13 protein-coding genes are annotated in these 17063 nt (G+C 72.0%); 12 read left to right on the forward strand and 1 reads right to left on the reverse strand.

Going from position 1 to position 17063, the window contains the following annotated elements; genetic code table 11:
• Positions 1 to 4: 4 nt before the first annotated feature.
• From trpM to ACIHEI_RS24385, 10 genes are all read left to right on the forward strand, one after another.
• Complete coding sequence (trpM, locus tag ACIHEI_RS24340; RefSeq protein ID WP_360291891.1) at positions 5 to 154, forward strand: tryptophan biosynthesis modulator TrpM; 150 nt, start codon at positions 5 to 7, stop codon at positions 152 to 154.
• A 54-nt stretch (positions 155 to 208) separates the two neighbouring features.
• A complete protein-coding gene (gene trpB / locus ACIHEI_RS24345; protein ID WP_396608071.1) occupies positions 209 to 1441 on the forward strand; it encodes a tryptophan synthase subunit beta in 1233 nt (410 codons plus the stop codon).
• Positions 1442 to 1443: 2 nt separating this feature from the next.
• Complete coding sequence (gene trpA, locus ACIHEI_RS24350; RefSeq protein WP_392948610.1) at positions 1444 to 2253, forward strand: tryptophan synthase subunit alpha; 810 nt, start codon at positions 1444 to 1446, stop codon at positions 2251 to 2253.
• A 158-nt stretch (positions 2254 to 2411) separates the two neighbouring features.
• Positions 2412 to 2582, forward strand: coding sequence for a hypothetical protein (locus ACIHEI_RS24355; RefSeq protein WP_396608072.1), 171 nt, complete (start codon positions 2412 to 2414; stop codon positions 2580 to 2582).
• 129 nt (positions 2583 to 2711) lie between these two features.
• The gene (locus ACIHEI_RS24360; protein ID WP_392948605.1) at positions 2712 to 3224 is read left to right on the forward strand and encodes a MauE/DoxX family redox-associated membrane protein; all 513 of its coding nucleotides are present in this window, start codon (positions 2712 to 2714) and stop codon (positions 3222 to 3224) included.
• Positions 3225 to 3273: 49 nt separating this feature from the next.
• Positions 3274 to 4146 (forward strand): thioredoxin domain-containing protein, encoded by an 873-nt coding sequence (locus ACIHEI_RS24365; protein ID WP_396608073.1) that lies wholly within the window; start codon positions 3274 to 3276, stop codon positions 4144 to 4146.
• A 90-nt stretch (positions 4147 to 4236) separates the two neighbouring features.
• Positions 4237 to 5256 carry a prolipoprotein diacylglyceryl transferase gene (gene lgt / locus ACIHEI_RS24370; protein ID WP_396608074.1) on the forward strand — a complete coding sequence of 340 codons (1020 nt, stop codon included), beginning with the start codon at positions 4237 to 4239 and terminating at the stop codon, positions 5254 to 5256.
• Between the two features lie 188 nt (positions 5257 to 5444).
• Positions 5445 to 6185, forward strand: a complete 741-nt coding sequence (locus ACIHEI_RS24375) for a VIT1/CCC1 transporter family protein (RefSeq protein ID WP_387645812.1) — start codon at positions 5445 to 5447, stop codon at positions 6183 to 6185.
• A gap of 428 nt (positions 6186 to 6613) precedes the next feature.
• Positions 6614 to 11206, forward strand: a complete 4593-nt coding sequence (gltB, locus tag ACIHEI_RS24380; RefSeq protein WP_396608075.1) for a glutamate synthase large subunit — start codon at positions 6614 to 6616, stop codon at positions 11204 to 11206.
• Positions 11199 to 12659 (forward strand): glutamate synthase subunit beta, encoded by a 1461-nt coding sequence (locus tag ACIHEI_RS24385; protein WP_392948593.1) that lies wholly within the window; start codon positions 11199 to 11201, stop codon positions 12657 to 12659. The genes gltB and ACIHEI_RS24385 overlap by 8 nt, the downstream gene beginning before the upstream one ends.
• A gap of 246 nt (positions 12660 to 12905) precedes the next feature.
• Here the strand turns inward: ACIHEI_RS24385 and ACIHEI_RS24390 are convergent, their stop codons facing one another.
• Complete coding sequence (locus tag ACIHEI_RS24390; protein WP_396608076.1) at positions 12906 to 13271, reverse strand: nuclear transport factor 2 family protein; 366 nt, start codon at positions 13269 to 13271, stop codon at positions 12906 to 12908.
• A gap of 97 nt (positions 13272 to 13368) precedes the next feature.
• Here ACIHEI_RS24390 and ACIHEI_RS24395 point away from each other — a divergent pair, with 97 nt between their 5' ends.
• Both ACIHEI_RS24395 and ACIHEI_RS24400 read left to right on the forward strand, forming a co-directional pair.
• Positions 13369 to 16029 (forward strand): ATP-binding protein, encoded by a 2661-nt coding sequence (locus ACIHEI_RS24395; RefSeq protein WP_396608077.1) that lies wholly within the window; start codon positions 13369 to 13371, stop codon positions 16027 to 16029.
• A 125-nt stretch (positions 16030 to 16154) separates the two neighbouring features.
• Positions 16155 to 17024, forward strand: a complete 870-nt coding sequence (locus ACIHEI_RS24400; protein ID WP_387863898.1) for a helix-turn-helix domain-containing protein — start codon at positions 16155 to 16157, stop codon at positions 17022 to 17024.
• The last annotated feature ends 39 nt before the right edge of the window (positions 17025 to 17063 follow it).

The following is a 17063-nucleotide window of genomic DNA, read 5'->3' on the forward strand; positions in this document are numbered from 1 at the left end:
CGCCATGTCGATCGCCACCCGCCTCGCTCCCGGCTGCCGCCCGCGCGGCTGCCGCGCGCCCGCACGCCGGGCGCTGGGGCGGCGGGTGCGCTACGTGATCGGCTGCGAGCCCGGACAGGTCCCCGGACGTCGATGGCGCGGAACCTGCGGCTGAGTACTCGCCGCCTGTTTCTTTTCACGCCGTCAACTTCCAGACAGAGGACTGTCCATGTCCGAGCTCAACGTTCCGGGTACCCAAGTCCCGGACGCTCGCGGTTACTTCGGCGCCTATGGCGGCCGCTTCATCCCGGAGGCGCTGGTCGCCGCCGTCGAGCAGGTCGCCGAGGAGTACGAGAAGGCCAAGAACGACCCTGCGTTCGCCGCCGAACTCGACGCCCTGCTGAAGGACTACACCGGCCGGCCCAGCCCGCTGACCGACGTCCACCGGTTCTCCGCCGAGGCCGGCGGGGCGCGGGTGCTGCTCAAGCGCGAGGACCTGAACCACACCGGCTCGCACAAGATCAACAACGTGCTGGGGCAGGCGCTGCTGACCCGCCGGATGGGCAAGACCCGGATCATCGCCGAGACCGGCGCCGGCCAGCACGGCGTGGCCACCGCCACCGCCTGCGCGCTGTTCGGCTTCGACTGCACCATCTACATGGGCGAGGTCGACACCCAGCGGCAGGCCCTGAACGTCGCCCGGATGCGGATGCTGGGCGCCGAGGTGATCCCGGTCAAGTCCGGCAGCCGCACCCTGAAGGACGCCATCAACGAGGCGTTCCGCGACTGGGTCGCCAACGTCGACTCCACCCACTACCTGTTCGGCACCGTCGCGGGCCCGCACCCGTTCCCGATGATGGTGCGCGACTTCCACCGCGTCATCGGCATCGAGGCCCGCCAGCAGGTGCTGGACCGCACCGGGCGGCTGCCCGACGCGGTGGTCGCCTGCGTCGGCGGCGGCTCCAACGCGATGGGCATCTTCCACGAGTTCATCCCGGACGCGGGCGTGCGCCTGATCGGCTGCGAGGCGGCCGGCGACGGCGCCGACACCCCCAAGCACGCCGCCACCCTGACCAAGGGCGACCCGGGCGTGCTGCACGGCTCGCGCACCTACGTCCTGCAGGACGAGGACGGCCAGACCATCCAGTCGCACTCGATCTCGGCCGGCCTGGACTACCCGGGCGTCGGCCCCGAGCACGCCTGGCTGAAGGACACCGGACGGGCCGAGTACCGTCCGGTCACCGACCGCGCCGCGATGGAGGCGCTGCGGCTGCTGTCCCGCACCGAGGGCATCATCCCGGCCATCGAGTCCGCGCACGCCCTGGCCGGCGCGCTCGAACTCGGCCGCGAGCTGGGCCCGGAGGCGACCATCCTGGTCTCGCTCTCCGGCCGCGGCGACAAGGACATGCACACCGCAGCCGAGTACTTCGGCCTCTACGACGACGCCGAGGGGACCAACTGACCATGGCCGACACCAAGCTCACCACCGCCCTCGCCGCCGCCAAGGCCGAGGGCCGGGCCGCCCTGATCGGCTACCTGCCGGCCGGCTTCCCGACCGTCGACGGCGGCATCGCCGCGATCAACGCGCTGATCGAGGGCGGCTGCGACGTCGTCGAGGTCGGCCTGCCGCACTCCGACCCGGTGCTGGACGGCGCGGTCATCCAGACCGCCGACGACATCGCGCTGCGCGGCGGCGTCAAGATCAAGGACGTGCTGCGCACCGTCGCCGAGGTCTCCGCCGCCCACCCGGCCGTGCCGGTGCTGGTGATGACCTACTGGAACCCGGTGGACCGCTACGGTGTCGCCCGGTTCGCCGCCGACCTGGCCGCGGCCGGGGGAGCGGGCTGCATCCTGCCCGACCTGCCGGTCGAGGAGTCGGTGGAGTGGCGCAAGGCCGCCGCGGAGCACGGTCTGGACACCGTGTTCGTGGTCGCCCCGTCCTCCAAGGACGCTCGCCTGGCCGAGGTCACCGCGGCCGGCTCCGGCTTCGTCTACGCCGCCGCCGTGATGGGTGTCACCGGCACCCGGGCCGCGGTCGGCAACCTGGCCGAGGACCTGGTGGCCCGCACCCGCGCCACCACCGCGCTGCCGGTCTGCGTCGGCCTGGGCGTCTCCAACGCCGACCAGGCCGCCGAGGTCGCGGCCTTCGCGGACGGCGTGATCGTCGGCTCCGCGTTCGTGCAGCGCCTGCTGGACGCCGCCGAGCCGGCGGCCGGCCTGGCCGCCGTCCGGGCGCTGGCCGCCGACCTGGCGTCGGGCGTGCGCCGCAAGTAGCGCTCGAGGCCGAGAGCCGTCCGGGGAGCATCCCCGGGCGGCTCTTCGCCGTTCTCGGGCCGCCACCTGATCGGGTGAACTGTCCGGGCCGCGCGGTGATCTTGTCGAGGTTCAGTCCGTTGAACCCGCCGACGGCCGGTCGGCGAAAGGGCGTGCGGATGGCGCGGGTGCACAAGGCGGTCCTGCTGCGGGCGCTGGCGGCCGTCCTGGCGCTGGCCGCCGCGCTGGCCGGAACCGGCGGCGTGGAACGGGAGTTGGCGCGCCGGGGCGCGGAGCGGGCGGTGGTGTGCCGGCAGGCGGGGGCGGAGTGCGGGCCGGCGGGGCGATGATCCGAATAATCGGACGTATGACCGCATAGCGTCACTCATCCGGCGTAACTGGCGAATATGGAGGAACCGCACCCCATCCCCTACGGTTCATCAGGCAGGAAACGGTGGAGCGCGCCCGAGGGGGAACTGATGGCCAGTCAGCAGGCCGAACACGACCGGGTGAGCGGGTTTCGCCGGGTGGTGGACGGTTCGGCGGCGGAGTGGTTCGGGCTGGTGGTGCGGCTGGGCCTGGCCGTGGTGTGGGGCTGGGCCGGACTGGCGAAGGTCTCCGACCCGGCGGAGGCGGCGCAGGCCGTACGGGCCTACCAGATCCTGCCGGAGTCACTGGTGAAGCCGGTCGGCTGGGGGCTGCCGTTCCTGGAACTGGCGCTGGCGGTGCTGCTGGTGCTCGGCCTCGGCACCCGGGTGGTCGCGGTGATCTCCGCGACGCTGCTGGTGCTGTTCATCGCCGGCATCTCCTCCGTCTGGGCGCGCGGCATCTCGATCGACTGCGGCTGCTTCGGCGGCGGCGGCGCGGTGAGCGAGGCGCAGACCAAGTACGTCCAGGAGATCCTCCGCGACACCGGTTTCCTGTTGATGTCGGCATGGCTGATCTTCCGCCCCCGCACCAAGCTCTCGGCGGACGCCTGGCTGGCCGCCTGACCGTACCCCGTCCCGCAGCACTCATCCGAAGAGAACCGATCCCTGGACCATGGCAGAGCACCTCATGAGCGAGAAGAACGAAGAAGGCAAGCGCAGCGCCCGTGAGCGGATGCTGGAGGAACGGGTCGAACAGGAGGCCCGGGCGAAGCGGAAGAAGAAGCTGATCGTCGGCGGCGCGGTGATCGCCGTGATCGCCGCCGCCGTGGTGGTCGGCGTGGTGGTGCAGAACAACCGCTCCAAGCCGGAGACGCCGACCGCCGCCCCCGCGGGCACCATCGGCGACAAGAACCTGATCATCCCGGTCGGGTCCGCCAACGCCCCGTCCACCCTCACCGTCTACGAGGACCCGCGCTGCCCGGCCTGCGGCGGCTTCGAGCGCGCCTTCTCGCCGACCATCGACCAGCTGGAAGACGCCGGCAAGATCTTCGTCAACTACCACATCGTCTCGTTCATCGACCGCTCGCTGGGCGGCAACGGCTCCAAGTACGGCGCCAACGCGCTGGGCTGCGCGCAGAACGCCGGGCACTTCCGGGACTACCACGACGTGCTCTACCGCAACCAGCCCGGCGAGACCGAGGACACCTTCGGCAGCAAGCAGGCCCTGATCGACCTGGGCAAGCAGGTGCCGGGCCTGGACAACGCCGAGTTCCAGTCCTGCGTCAACACCAACAAGTTCGGCGGCTGGGTCTCCGCCGTGCAGCAGGACTTCGACAAGTCCAGCTTCAAGTCGACGCCCACGGTGCTGCTCAACGGCGAACCGATCTACCCGAAGAAGGGCGACGAGCAGATCAGCACCGACAACCTGGTGAAGTGGGTGGACCAGGCCAACCAGGGCAAGCAGTTGGGCACCCCCGGCTCGCACGGGCAGAGCCCCGCGCCGACCTCGACCGCCGGCGAGTCCAACACCACGCCCGCGCCCTGACCGCCGGAGGATCGACCGGGAGGCTTGACGTTTCCGTGACCCGTTCCGGTGCCGGTGCGGCGGGCGGGACACGGTAGCGTCGAGGGTGTCATGGATCTCGCATACATTCCGAGCCCGTCGCGGGGCGTCCTCTACCTAGGACCCATCCCGCTGCGCGCCTACGCGTTCTGCATCATCATCGGTGTCGTCGTGGCCGTGTGGCTCGGCAGCAGGCGCTGGGTCGCCCGCGGCGGCGGCAAGCACACGGTCGGCGACATCGCCGTCTGGGCGGTGCCGTTCGGCCTGGTCGGCGGTCGGCTGTACCACGTCATCACGGACAACCAGCTGTACTTCGGTGAGGGCAAGCACCCGATCGACGCGCTGAAGATCTGGCAGGGCGGCCTCGGCATCTGGGGTGCCGTCGCGCTCGGCGCGGTCGGCGCCTGGATCGGCGCCCGCCGCCGCGGCGTCCCGCTGCCCGCCTGGGCCGACGCGGTCGCCCCCGGCCTCGCGCTCGCCCAGGCCATCGGCCGCTGGGGCAACTGGTTCAACCAGGAGCTGTACGGCAAGCCCACCACGCTGCCCTGGGGCCTGGAGATCGACAAGACCCTGCCGAACGGCGAGGTCGTCACGGGCACCTACCACCCGACCTTCCTGTACGAGTCGCTCTGGTGCGTGCTGGTCGCGGTGCTGGTGATCTGGGCCGACAAGCGCTTCACCCTCGGCCACGGCCGGGCCTTCGCGCTGTACGTCGCGCTCTACACGCCGGGCCGGTTCTGGACCGAGTGGCTGCGGATCGACGAGGCGCACCGCTTCTTCGGCCTGCGGCTGAACGACTGGACGGCGATCGCCCTCTTCATCGGCGCGGTGGTCTACCTGGTGATCTCCGCGCGGCTGCGGCCCGGCCGCGAGGACCCGGACGAGATCGACCCGGCTGCCACCCTGGAGCGCGCCGAGGCGGCGGCCCGGGAGGCCGGGGCGGAGCCGGTCGCGGACGCGGCGCCCGGCAAGGGCAAGGGCGAGGGTGGTCCGAAGGACGGCGACGGAACTGCCGAGGACGCCGCAGACTCCGAGGATTCCGCGGACGACAAGGGCGTCAAGAGCGCCAAGGATTCCGAAAAGTCCTCCTGAGCACGTGAGTTGACCCCGTTGGGGCCGCCCCTGCCGCAGTCGGCGGGGGCGGCCCCAACTGCCTTTGGGCAGGCTTACTTTGCTGGAAAGTCGCAGGTCAAACGGCTAGTTTCGAGGGGCACCAGCAGCCCTGGCCGGAACATGCGCCCCGGGGGGCCTTCGCCGTGCCCGGAAGGGGAGCCGCAAGCATGAGCACCATCACCGCCGACCAGCACATCGACAGCCCGCAGCCCCGGATTCCCGCCGACGGCCACCACCGGGACGTCAACGGCGGCTGGCTGCGGCCGGCCGTGTTCGGCGCGGTGGACGGCCTGGTGTCGAACTTCGCGCTGATGACCGGCGTGGTCGGCGGGGCCGCCGAACCGAGCACCGTGGTGCTGACCGGACTGGCCGGCCTGGCGGCCGGCGCGTTCTCGATGGCCGTGGGCGAGTACACCTCGGTGGCCTCCCAGCGCGAGCTGGTGGAGGCCGAGCTGGAGGCCGAGCGGATCGAGCTGAAGCGCAACCCGCAGGGCGAGCTGGCCGAGCTGGCCCAGCTGTACGTGGCCAAGGGCGTCGACCCGGAGCTGGCCATGGAGGTCGCCCGCCAGCTGTCCGCCGACCCGGACACCCTGCTCGCCGTGCACGCCCGCGAGGAACTCGGCGTGGACCCGGAGGACCTGCCCTCGCCGCTGGTCGCCGCCGGCTCCTCGTTCGCCTGCTTCGCGCTCGGCGCGCTGCTGCCCGTGCTGCCCTACCTGCTGGGCGCCACCGCGCTGTGGCCGGCCGCGCTGCTGGCGATGCTCGGCCTGTTCGTCTGCGGTGCGGCGGTGGCCCGGGTGACCGCCCGCACCTGGTGGTTCAGCGGCCTGCGCCAGCTGGCGCTGGGTGGCGCGGCGGCGGTCGTCACCTTCCTGCTGGGCCGCTTGATCGGCGGGGCGATCGGCTGACCGGGCCTCCGGACAGGCCTGTACGAACACCCAGACCTCTGCATGTTTATGCAGGGGTCTGGGTGATGTTGCACACATGGGCACGGGCTGCCCCCTTGCCCTAGTCTCAACATCCGGTCGCCGACCCGCACAATCCCAACCGCGGTCGGCGTCCCGGTCGGGGAATCCCAGGTCAACCTCTGGCAAAGGTCGTTCCGGGGGCGTTTCGCCCCTGTTTCGTCCCTCTCGACCCCGGGCACACTGGTGTGGACGCGCGACGCTGCGCCTACCCCCCAGCCGCCCCGTGACCTGGGGTCGAGTCCGCGATGCGGACGCAGAATCCCACTTCCCGGGACACTCGGCATCATGTAGCCTGCACCGACCAAATCGCATCAGGGCCAACGTCGTCCCTTTGCATCAAGCAACTGATCACGACGACGGGAGAGCCGATGCTGTCTGCATCCATGCACTCCGGCCACGAGGACGCCCGGGCCACCGGCCCCTACGCCCTCGTTCCGGACGCGCGTCCCCAGACCCAGGGTCTGTACGACCCGCGCAACGAGCACGACGCCTGCGGCGTCGGCTTCGTGGCCACGCTGACCGGTGTCGCCGACCACCGGATCGTCGAGCAGGCACTGACCGTGCTGCGCAACCTGGAGCACCGCGGCGCCACCGGCGCCGAGCCCGACTCCGGTGACGGCGCGGGCATCCTGACCCAGATCCCCGACGCCTTCCTGCGCGCCAACGTCGACTTCGAACTCCCCGCCGCCGGCTCCTACGCGGTCGGCATCGCCTTCCTGCCGCAGGACGACGAGGCGACCGACGCCGCCGTCGCCCGGATCGGCGCGATCGCCGCCGAGGAGGGCCTGACCGTCCTCGGCTGGCGCGAGGTCCCGACCGCCCCGGAGCTGCTGGGCTCCACCGCCCGCTCCGTCATGCCGCGCTTCCGGCAGTTGTTCCTGTCGCACGGCGAGCGTGCGGGCATCGAGCTGGACCGGGTCGCGTTCGTGGTGCGCAAGCGCTCCGAGCGGGAGGCCGGGGTGTACTTCCCGTCGCTGTCCGCGCGGACCCTGGTCTACAAGGGCATGCTGACCACCGGGCAGCTGGAGCCGTTCTTCCCCGACCTGTCGGACCGGCTGTACGCCTCCGCGGTCGGCCTGGTGCACTCGCGGTTCTCCACCAACACCTTCCCGAGCTGGCCGCTCGCCCACCCGTACCGCTTCGTCGCGCACAACGGCGAGATCAACACGGTCAAGGGCAACCGCAACTGGATGACCGCCCGGGAGTCCCAGCTCGCCACCGACCTGATCCCCGGCGACCTGGGCCGGATCTTCCCGGTCTGCACCCCGGAGCACTCCGACTCGGCGTCCTTCGACGAGGTGCTGGAGCTGCTCCACCTCGGCGGCCGCTCGCTGCCGCACGCGGTGCTGATGATGATCCCGGAGGCGTGGGAGAACCACGCCACCATGGACCCGGCCCGCCGCGCGTTCTACCAGTACCACTCCAACCTGATGGAGCCCTGGGACGGCCCGGCCTGCGTCACCTTCACCGACGGCACCCGGATCGGCGCCGTCCTCGACCGCAACGGCCTGCGCCCGGCCCGGTACTGGATCACCGAGGACGGGCTGGTCGTGCTCTCCTCCGAGGTCGGCGTGCTCGACATCGAGCAGGACAGGGTCGTCAAGAAGGGCCGCCTGCAGCCCGGCCGGATGTTCCTGATCGACACCGCCGAGCACCGGATCGTCGAGGACGAGGAGATCAAGTCCGCCCTCGCCGCCGAGAACCCGTACGAGGAGTGGGTCGCCGCCGGGCAGATCCAGCTCGCCAAGCTCCCCGAGCGCGAGCACATCGCCCACACCCACGCCTCGGTGACCCGCCGGCAGCAGACCTTCGGCTACACCGAGGAGGAGCTGCGGGTCATCCTCGCGCCGATGGCCAAGACCGGCGCCGAGGCGCTCGGCTCGATGGGCACCGACTCGCCGATCGCCGCGCTCAGCGAGAAGCCGCGCCTGCTGTTCGACTACTTCACCCAGCTGTTCGCCCAGGTCACCAACCCGCCGCTGGACGCCATCCGCGAAGAGCTGGTCACCTCGCTGCACAGCAACCTCGGCCCCGAGGGCAACCTGCTGGACGCCACCCCGGCGCACTGCCGCTCGGTCGGCATCACCTTCCCGGTGATCGACAACGACGAGCTGGCCAAGCTGATCCACATCAACGCGGACGGCGACCAGCCCGGCCTGAAGGCCGTCACCCTCTCCGGCCTGTACAAGGTCGCGACGGGTGGCCAGGGCCTGGCCGCCCGGCTCGCCGAGATCGCCGCCGAGGCCGACGCGGCGATCGCCGAGGGGGCCCGGATCATCGTGCTCTCCGACCGGCACTCGGACGCCGAGCACGCCCCGATCCCGTCGCTGCTGCTCACCTCGGCGATCCACCACCACCTGATCCGCACCAAGCAGCGCACCCAGGTGTCGCTGCTGGTCGAGGCCGGTGACGTCCGCGAGGTGCACCACGTCGCGCTGCTGATCGGCTACGGCGCCGGCGCGGTCAACCCGTACCTGGCGATGGAGTCCGTCGAGGACCTGGTGTCCCAGGGCGTGTTCGTCAAGGGCGAGCCCGAGAAGGCGATCAAGAACCTGATCAAGGCGCTCGGCAAGGGCGTGCTGAAGGTGATGTCCAAGATGGGCATCTCCACCGTCGCCTCCTACCGCGGCGCGCAGGTCTTCGAGGCCATCGGCCTGTCCCAGGAACTGGTGAACGCCTACTTCGCGGGCACCACCACCAAGCTCGGCGGCATCGGCCTGGACGAGATCGCCAAGGAGACCGCCGCCCGGCACGCCAAGGCGTACCCGGCGTCCGGCATCTCCGCCGCGCACCGCGCGCTGGAGATCGGCGGCGAGTACCAGTGGCGCCGTGAGGGCGAGCCGCACCTGTTCGACCCGGAGACGGTGTTCCGGCTCCAGCACTCCACCCGCACCAAGCGCTACGACGTCTTCAAGCAGTACACGGACCGGGTGAACGCCCAGTCCGAGCGGCTGATGACGCTGCGCGGCCTGTTCCAGCTGGACGGGCTCGGCCGCACCCCGATCTCCGTCGACGAGGTCGAGCCGGTCTCCGAGATCGTCAAGCGGTTCTCCACCGGCGCGATGTCGTACGGCTCCATCTCGATGGAGGCGCACGAGACGCTCGCGATCGCGATGAACCGGCTCGGCGGCAAGTCCAACACCGGTGAGGGCGGCGAGGACCCGGAGCGCCTGCACGACCCCGAGCGCCGCTCGGCGATCAAGCAGGTCGCGTCCGGCCGGTTCGGCGTCACCTCCGAGTACCTGGTCAACGCCGACGACATCCAGATCAAGATGGCCCAGGGCGCCAAGCCCGGCGAGGGCGGCCAGCTGCCCGGCCACAAGGTCTACCCGTGGGTGGCGAAGACCCGGCACTCCACCCCGGGCGTCGGCCTGATCTCCCCGCCGCCGCACCACGACATCTACTCGATCGAGGACCTGGCTCAGCTGATCCACGACCTCAAGAACGCCAACCCGGACGCCCGCATCCACGTGAAGCTGGTGTCGGAGGTCGGCGTCGGTACGGTCGCCGCGGGTGTGTCCAAGGCGCACGCGGACGTGGTGCTGATCTCCGGTCACGACGGCGGCACCGGTGCGTCCCCCCTCACGAGTCTCAAGCACGCCGGCGGCCCCTGGGAGCTCGGCCTCGCCGAGACCCAGCAGACCCTGCTGCTCAACGGCCTGCGCGACCGCATCGTCGTGCAGACCGACGGCCAGCTGAAGACCGGCCGCGACGTGGTCATCGCCGCCCTGCTCGGCGCCGAGGAGTTCGGCTTCGCGACCGCCCCGCTGGTGGTCTCCGGCTGCATCATGATGCGGGTCTGCCACCTTGACACCTGCCCGGTCGGCGTCGCCACCCAGAACCCGGTGCTGCGCGAGCGGTTCACCGGCAAGCCCGAATTCGTGGTCAACTTCTTCGAGTTCATCGCCGAAGAGGTCCGCGAGCTGCTCGCCGAACTGGGCTTCCGCTCGATCGAGGAGGCCGTCGGCCACGCCGAGCACATCGACGCCCGGGCCGCGATCGACCACTGGAAGGCAGCCGGGCTCGACCTGGCCCCGCTGTTCCACGTCCCCGAACTGCCCGAGGGTGCCGCGCTGCACCGGACCACCGAGCAGGACCACGCGCTGGACAAGGCGCTCGACAACCAGCTGATCGAACTCGCCGAGGACGCCCTGGAGCGCGGCGACGCCGTCCGCATCCAGCTGCCGATCCGCAACGTCAACCGGACCGTCGGCACCATGCTCGGCCACCGGGTCACCAAGAAGCACCGCGGCGAGGGCCTGCCCGAGGGCACCATCGACGTCACCTTCACCGGCTCGGCCGGCCAGTCGTTCGGCGCCTTCGTCCCGCGCGGCGTGACGCTGCGACTCGAGGGCGACGCCAACGACTACGTCGGCAAGGGCCTGTCCGGCGGCGTGATCGTGGTCCGCCCGGCCCGGGACGCCGCCGCGATCGGCGCCGACGCGCAGCACCACGTGATCGCCGGCAACACCATCGGCTACGGCGCCACCGCGGGCCGGATCCACCTGCGCGGCAAGGCCGGTGAGCGTTTTGCCGTCCGCAACTCCGGTGCCACCCTGGTGGTGGAGGGCGTGGGCGACCACGGCCTCGAGTACATGACCGGCGGCCGGGTCGTCATCCTCGGCGAGACCGGCCGCAACCTGGCGGCGGGCATGTCCGGCGGCATCGCCTACGTGCTGGACCTGCGCCCCGCCAACGTCAACAGCGGCATGGTGGGCATCGAGGCCCCCAACGCCGCCGACCGCGAATGGCTGCGCGAGACCGTGCAGCAGCACTACGAGGAGACCGGCTCCACCGTCGCCGCCGAACTCCTCGCCGACTGGGGCAGCGGAGTCTCCCGCTTCTCCACGATCATGCCGACCGACTACAAGGCAGTGCTCGCCGCCAAGGACGCCGCTGAGCGCGATGGCCTCTCCGAGGCCGACACCACCGCGAAGATGATGGAGGCGGCACGTGGCTGACCCCAAGGGCTTCCTGACCACGCCCAAGCAGCTGGCGGAGCGCCGTCCGGTGGACGTGCGACTGCGCGACTGGAACGAGGTCTACGTCGAGCGCAGCCTCCTTCCGATCATCACCGAGCAGGCCGGACGCTGCATGGACTGCGGCATCCCGTTCTGCCACAACGGCTGCCCGCTCGGGAACCTCATCCCCGAGTGGAACGACCTCGCCTACCGGGACGACTTCGTCGGCGCCATCGAGCGCCTGCACGCCACCAACAACTTCCCGGAGTTCACCGGCCGCCTGTGCCCCGCCCCGTGCGAGTCCGCGTGCGTGCTCGGCATCAACCAGGACGCGGTGACCATCAAGAACGTCGAGGTCACCATCATCGACAAGGCCTGGGACCGGGGCGGCGTCACCCCGCAGGTCCCCGAGCGGCTGTCCGGCAAGACCGTCGCCGTGGTGGGCTCCGGCCCGTCCGGCCTGGCCGCCGCCCAGCAGCTCACCCGGGCCGGGCACACCGTCGTCGTCTACGAACGCGCCGACCGGATCGGCGGACTGCTGCGCTACGGCATCCCCGAGTTCAAGATGGAGAAGCGCCACATCAACCGCCGCATCGAGCAGATGCGCGCCGAAGGCACCCGGTTCCGCACCGGCGTCGAGGTCGGCGTCGACCTCACCGGGCAGGACCTGCGCTCCCGCTTCGACGCCGTAGTGATCGCGGCCGGCGCCACCACCGCGCGCGATCTGCCTGTCCCCGGACGGGAGTTGAACGGCATCCACCAGGCGATGGAGTACCTGCCGCTGGCCAACAAGGTCCAGGAGGGCGACTACGTCGACTCCCCGATCTCGGCCAAGGGCAAGCACGTCGTCGTCATCGGCGGCGGCGACACCGGTGCCGACTGCGTCGGCACCGCGCACCGTCAAGGCGCCGCGTCCGTCACCCAGTTGGAGATCATGCCGCGACCTTCGGACTTGCGTCCGGCCGGGCAGCCGTGGCCGACCATGCCGATGACGTACAAGGTGACCTCCGCGCACGAGGAGGGCGGGGAGCGGATCTACTCGGTCTCCACGACCCACTTCGCGGGCGACGCGGACGGGAACGTGCAGGAGCTGCACCTGGTCGAAGTCGCCTTCAAGGACGGCAAGTTCGAGCCCGTGCCCGGGAGCGAGAAGGTGATTCCCGCTCAGCTGGTCACCCTCGCCATGGGTTTCACCGGGACGGACGTCAAGAACGGTCTCGTGGAGCAGCTGGGTGTCGAGCTCGACGCCCGCGGAAACGTCGCCCGTGACGGCAAGTTCGGCACCAACGTTGATGGGGTGTACGTTTGCGGTGACGCCGGTCGCGGCCAGTCGCTGATCGTCTGGGCGATCGCGGAAGGCCGCTCGGCCGCCGCGGCGGTCGACACCTACCTGGGCGGCAGGACGGCGCTCCCCGCGCCGATCAAGCCGACCGACCGTCCCCTGGTGGTCTGACCGACCACCCCCAAGCACCGACCCGCCAGCGCCGCCGGGATCCGGTAGACGCCTGCCCCTTTCCCCGACCAGGTTTAGGGCAGGCGTCGTTGTTTTTCGGGGCCAGGGGCGCGTGGAACTGCGCGACAAGGCCAAGGCCCGTCCGCAAGGTCGCGAGCACGCGCAAGTCATTGTCCTGCGTCGCGATCTTGCGGTTGGGGCCCTCCGCTTCGCGCAGTTCCCCGCGCCCCTGGTGGTGCTCACCCTCTATGCAGCGGGCACCTTGTCCAGGAAGCCCACCACCGATGCGACGCGGCCGTCGTCCGTTGCCGTGAGGACGTCGAAGCCGATCACCAGGGCCTCGTCCGCGCCCTCGGGGGCGAGTTCCCAGGTGAAGCGGGCGACGTTGTGGTGGGCGTCGACGGGGCTGCCGAGGCGGAAGGTGAGGCCGGGGAACTGGGACTGGACGGCGGCGAGGGCGGCGTCGAACTCGTCGCGGCCGCGGGTGGCGGTCAGGGGGTCGGTGTAGGTGCCGTCGGTGGCCCAGATGTCGTCGATGAGCTTGCGGCGGGCGGTCGGGTCGGTCTCGTTCCAGACGGCGAGGTAGCGCTCGACGATGTTGTGCAGGTCCATGGTGGGCTCCGTTCCGGGTGGCTTCTTCCTTGCGGGACAAGACGTTACGGAGCTCGCGGGCGGGGGGAATCAGTCGCGCATAGGTAGGGTGCGGGGCATGGTGCTGTACGGGCGGGGAGCCGAGCAGTCGGCGGTAAGTCGGCTGCTGGAGGCGGCGGTTGCGGGCCGGGCCGGGGTGCTGGTGCTGCGCGGGGAGCCGGGGGTCGGGAAGAGCGCGCTGCTGGCGGAGGCGGCCGGGAGTGCGCCGGGACGGGTGTTGCGGGCGACGGGTGTGGAGTCGGAGGCCCGGCTGCCGTATGCGGCGCTGAGCCAGTTGCTGGCCCCGGTGCTGGACCGGGTGCCGGAGCTGCCGGGGCCTCAGCGGGCGGCGCTGGAGCGGGTGTTGGGGCTGTCGGACGGTCCGGCGGGGGACCGGCTGCTGGTGGGGCTGGCGGTGCTGACACTGCTGGGCGATCTCGCCGAGCAGGGGCCGCTGCTGTGCCTGGTGGACGACGTGCAGTGGGCGGACCGGGAGTCCGTGGCGGTGTTGCAGGTCGCGGCCCGCCGGCTGGGCGCGGAGGCGGTGGCGCTGCTGCTGGCGACCCGGACGGACGGCCCGGAGCTGCCGGGGCTGCCCGAGTTGCGGGTGGAGCCGCTGAGCGAGCAGGCCGCCGCCGAGCTGCTGGCCGCCGTCGCGCCCGAACTCGCCGACACCGACCAGGTGTTGAAGGCGGCACAGGGCAACCCCCTGGCACTGCTGGAGCTTTCGGCGGGCGAGGTCGCCGGTGTGCTGCCCCCGGCGGGGCGGCTGCGGCTGACGTACCACGGGCAGGTGAGCCGCCTGCCCGGCGGGGCCCAACGGTGGCTGCTGCTGGCCGCGTTGGAGGAGTCCGGTTCACTGGAGGTGCTGCTGCGCGCGGCGGCCGAGTGCGGGCTGACCGTGGCGGACCTCGCGCCTGCCGAGCAACAGCGGCTGGTGCGGGTCGAGTTGGACGCCGACCAGGTGACCTTCCGGCATCCGATGCTGCGTTCGGCACTGATCGACCGGGCCCCGCTGGTGGACCGGCTGGCCGCGCACACCGCGCTGGCGCAGGCGTACGGCGAGCGGGCGCCGCTGTGCCGGGCCTGGCACCTGGCCCTCGCGGCGACCGGCCGGGACGCGGCGGTGGCGGAGGAGTTGGCGTCGGCGGCGGCCGGCGCGGCGTGGCGCGGCGGCCACCTGGGGGCGTCGGCGGCGTACGAGCGGGCCGCGCGGCTGAGCCCGGACCCGTCGCGGGCACGGGAGTTGACGGTGGAGGCGGTGGAGGCCGCGCTGGAGGCGGGCGAACTCGGCCGGGCCGAGGCGCTGGCGGCCGCGGCGGACGTCCCCGGGCTGGACGCGGTGACCCGGGCGCACCTGCTGTTCGCCCGCGGGGTGGCCGAGTTCTGGCGCGGCGAGCACCGCTCCGCGCACCTGCGACTGACGGAGGCGGCGGCGCTGGCGGCGGAGTTCGCGCCCGGCCCGGCGGCCCGGGTGCTGGTGCAGGCGGTGCACGCGGCCTGGTACCTGGACGCCGAGTCGGTCCGCGGCACGCTCACGGCGCTCGACGACCTCGTTCTCCCGGCGGGCGATCCGCTGGCGCCGGTGGCCCGCTACCTGGCCCGGGCGCTGGGCGACGCGCCGGACGGGCCGACCCCGGCGGAGACCGAACGGGTGGCGCGGGCCTCCGGGGCGGTGGCGCCCGTGGACCTGGCGCTGGTGTGCGGGGCCGCGCTGGGCGCAGGGCAGGACGAGGAAGTGCTCGACCTGGCGGGCCGGCTGGTCCGGGAAGCCCGGGAGGGCGGCCTGTTCGGGACGCTGCCGACGCTGCTGTTCTTCCTGGCCGAGGCCGAGCTGTTCACCGGCCGTCCGGGCACCGCCGACGAGCACGCCGGGGAGGCGCTGCGGCTGGCCGAGGACTGCGGGCAGCCGCAGTGGACCGGGCAGACGCACGGCTTCCTGGCGTACCTGGCGGCGGCCCGCGGCGAGGACGCGCGGTGCCGGGAGCAGGCGGGGCTGGCGCGGGCCCGCGGCGCGTCCGGGGCGCGGTGGGCGCAGTGGGCGCTCGGGGTGCTGGAGTTGGGCGCGGGCCGGGCCGAGGACGCTTTCGGGCAGCTGGCGGCGCTTGCCGGCGGCGGACAGAACTTCCAGGTGTCGGCGGTCCGTTCGGTGCCGGACCTGGTGGAGGCGGCGGTGCGGCTGCGCCGGCCGGAGGAGGTCGCCGAGCCGCTGGCCCGGTTCGAACGGTGGGCGGACCGCAGTGGGCAGGCGTGGGCGCGGGCGCTGGTGCACCGCTGCCACGCGCTGCTGGCCCCCGAGGAGTTGGCGGAGGAGCTGTACCTGGCGGCGCTGGCCCGGCACGCCGAGCAGCCGCGTCCGTGGGAGCAGGCCCGCACCGAGCTGCTGTACGGCGAGTGGCTGCGCCGGGCCCGGCGCAAGGCGGAGGCCCGGGTGCCACTGCGGGCGGCCGAGCAGACGCTGCGCCAACTGGGCGCGCTGCCCTGGGCGGAGCGGGCCCGGCTGGAGCTGGACGCCACCGGCGCGCCCGCCGCGCGCGGCCCGGTCAAGGTGGTGGCGGGTCTGACGCCGCAGGAGTCGCAGATCGTCCGGCTGGCCGCGCAGGGCCTGTCCAACCGGGACATCGCCGCACAGCTCTTCCTCAGCGCCCGTACCGTCGGCCACCATCTGTACAAGGCGTATCCGAAGCTCGGGGTGAGTTCCCGCACCGATCTTGCCGAGGTGCTGCCGGCCCTGTCCTGAGCGGCGTTGCAGTACAACTGTGCAACGGCTTGGCCAAATGCCGGAAGCCCCTCGCGGAGTGTCGCCGGGCAGTGGCAGACTGCATCCCTACAGGGTCCAACTGTTGGTTCGGCGCGGAGGTTTGCATGACGGGCCTGCAGACGGGCAGCGGTGCGACCGCGCGTCGCATCCAGTTGGGTGCCCAGTTGCGGCGCCTGCGCGAGGCCCGGGGTGTGACCCGGGAGGACGCGGGCTACTCGATCCGCGCCTCCGAGTCGAAGATCAGCCGGATGGAGCTCGGCCGGGTCGGCTTCAAGCAGCGCGACGTGGCGGACCTGCTGACGCTGTACGGCGTCGAGGACGAGCAGTCCCGGGCGGCGTTGCTCGGCCTGGTCGGCGGGACCAACGCCCCGGCCTGGTGGCACGGTTACGGGGACGTCATCCCCGGCTGGTTCCAGACGTACCTCAACCTGGAGGACGCGGCGAACCTGGTGCGCAGCTACGAGGTGCAGTTCGTGCCCGGGCTGCTGCAGACCCCCGAGTACGTGCACGCGGTGATGCGGGCGGGCAGCCCCAGCGCGCCGGAGGAGGAGATCACCCGGCGGGCGGCCGTCCGGCTGCGCCGCCAGGAGCGGTACCTCGCGGCGGACACCACCGCCCGGCTGGAGCTGATCGTCGACGAGACGGCGCTGCGGCGGCCGTGCGGCGGGCCGGAGGTGATGCGCGGTCAGCTGGCGCGGCTGGCCGAGCTGTCGCTGCGCGAGACCATCAGCCTGCGGGTGCTGCCGCTGGGCATGGGCGCGCTGGCGGCGGACAGCGGGGCGTTCACGGTGCTGTGCTTCCCGGAGCCGGACCTGGTGGACGTGGTGTACGTCGAGCAGTTCACCACCGCGCTGTACCTGGACAAGCCGAGCGAGGTCGCCGAGTACGCGGCCGCGCTGGACCGGGTGTCGGCGGCGGCGCTGTCCGAGGAGGAGACCCGGTCTCTTCTGGCGGAGATCCTCCAGGAGAGCTAGCCCGCAATTAAGATGATGATCCGTCAGTAGGTGATCGTT

Origin of the sequence: Kitasatospora sp. NPDC051984, assembly GCF_044593455.1 — a bacterium.
Classification (GTDB): Bacteria; Actinomycetota; Actinomycetes; order Streptomycetales; family Streptomycetaceae; genus Kitasatospora.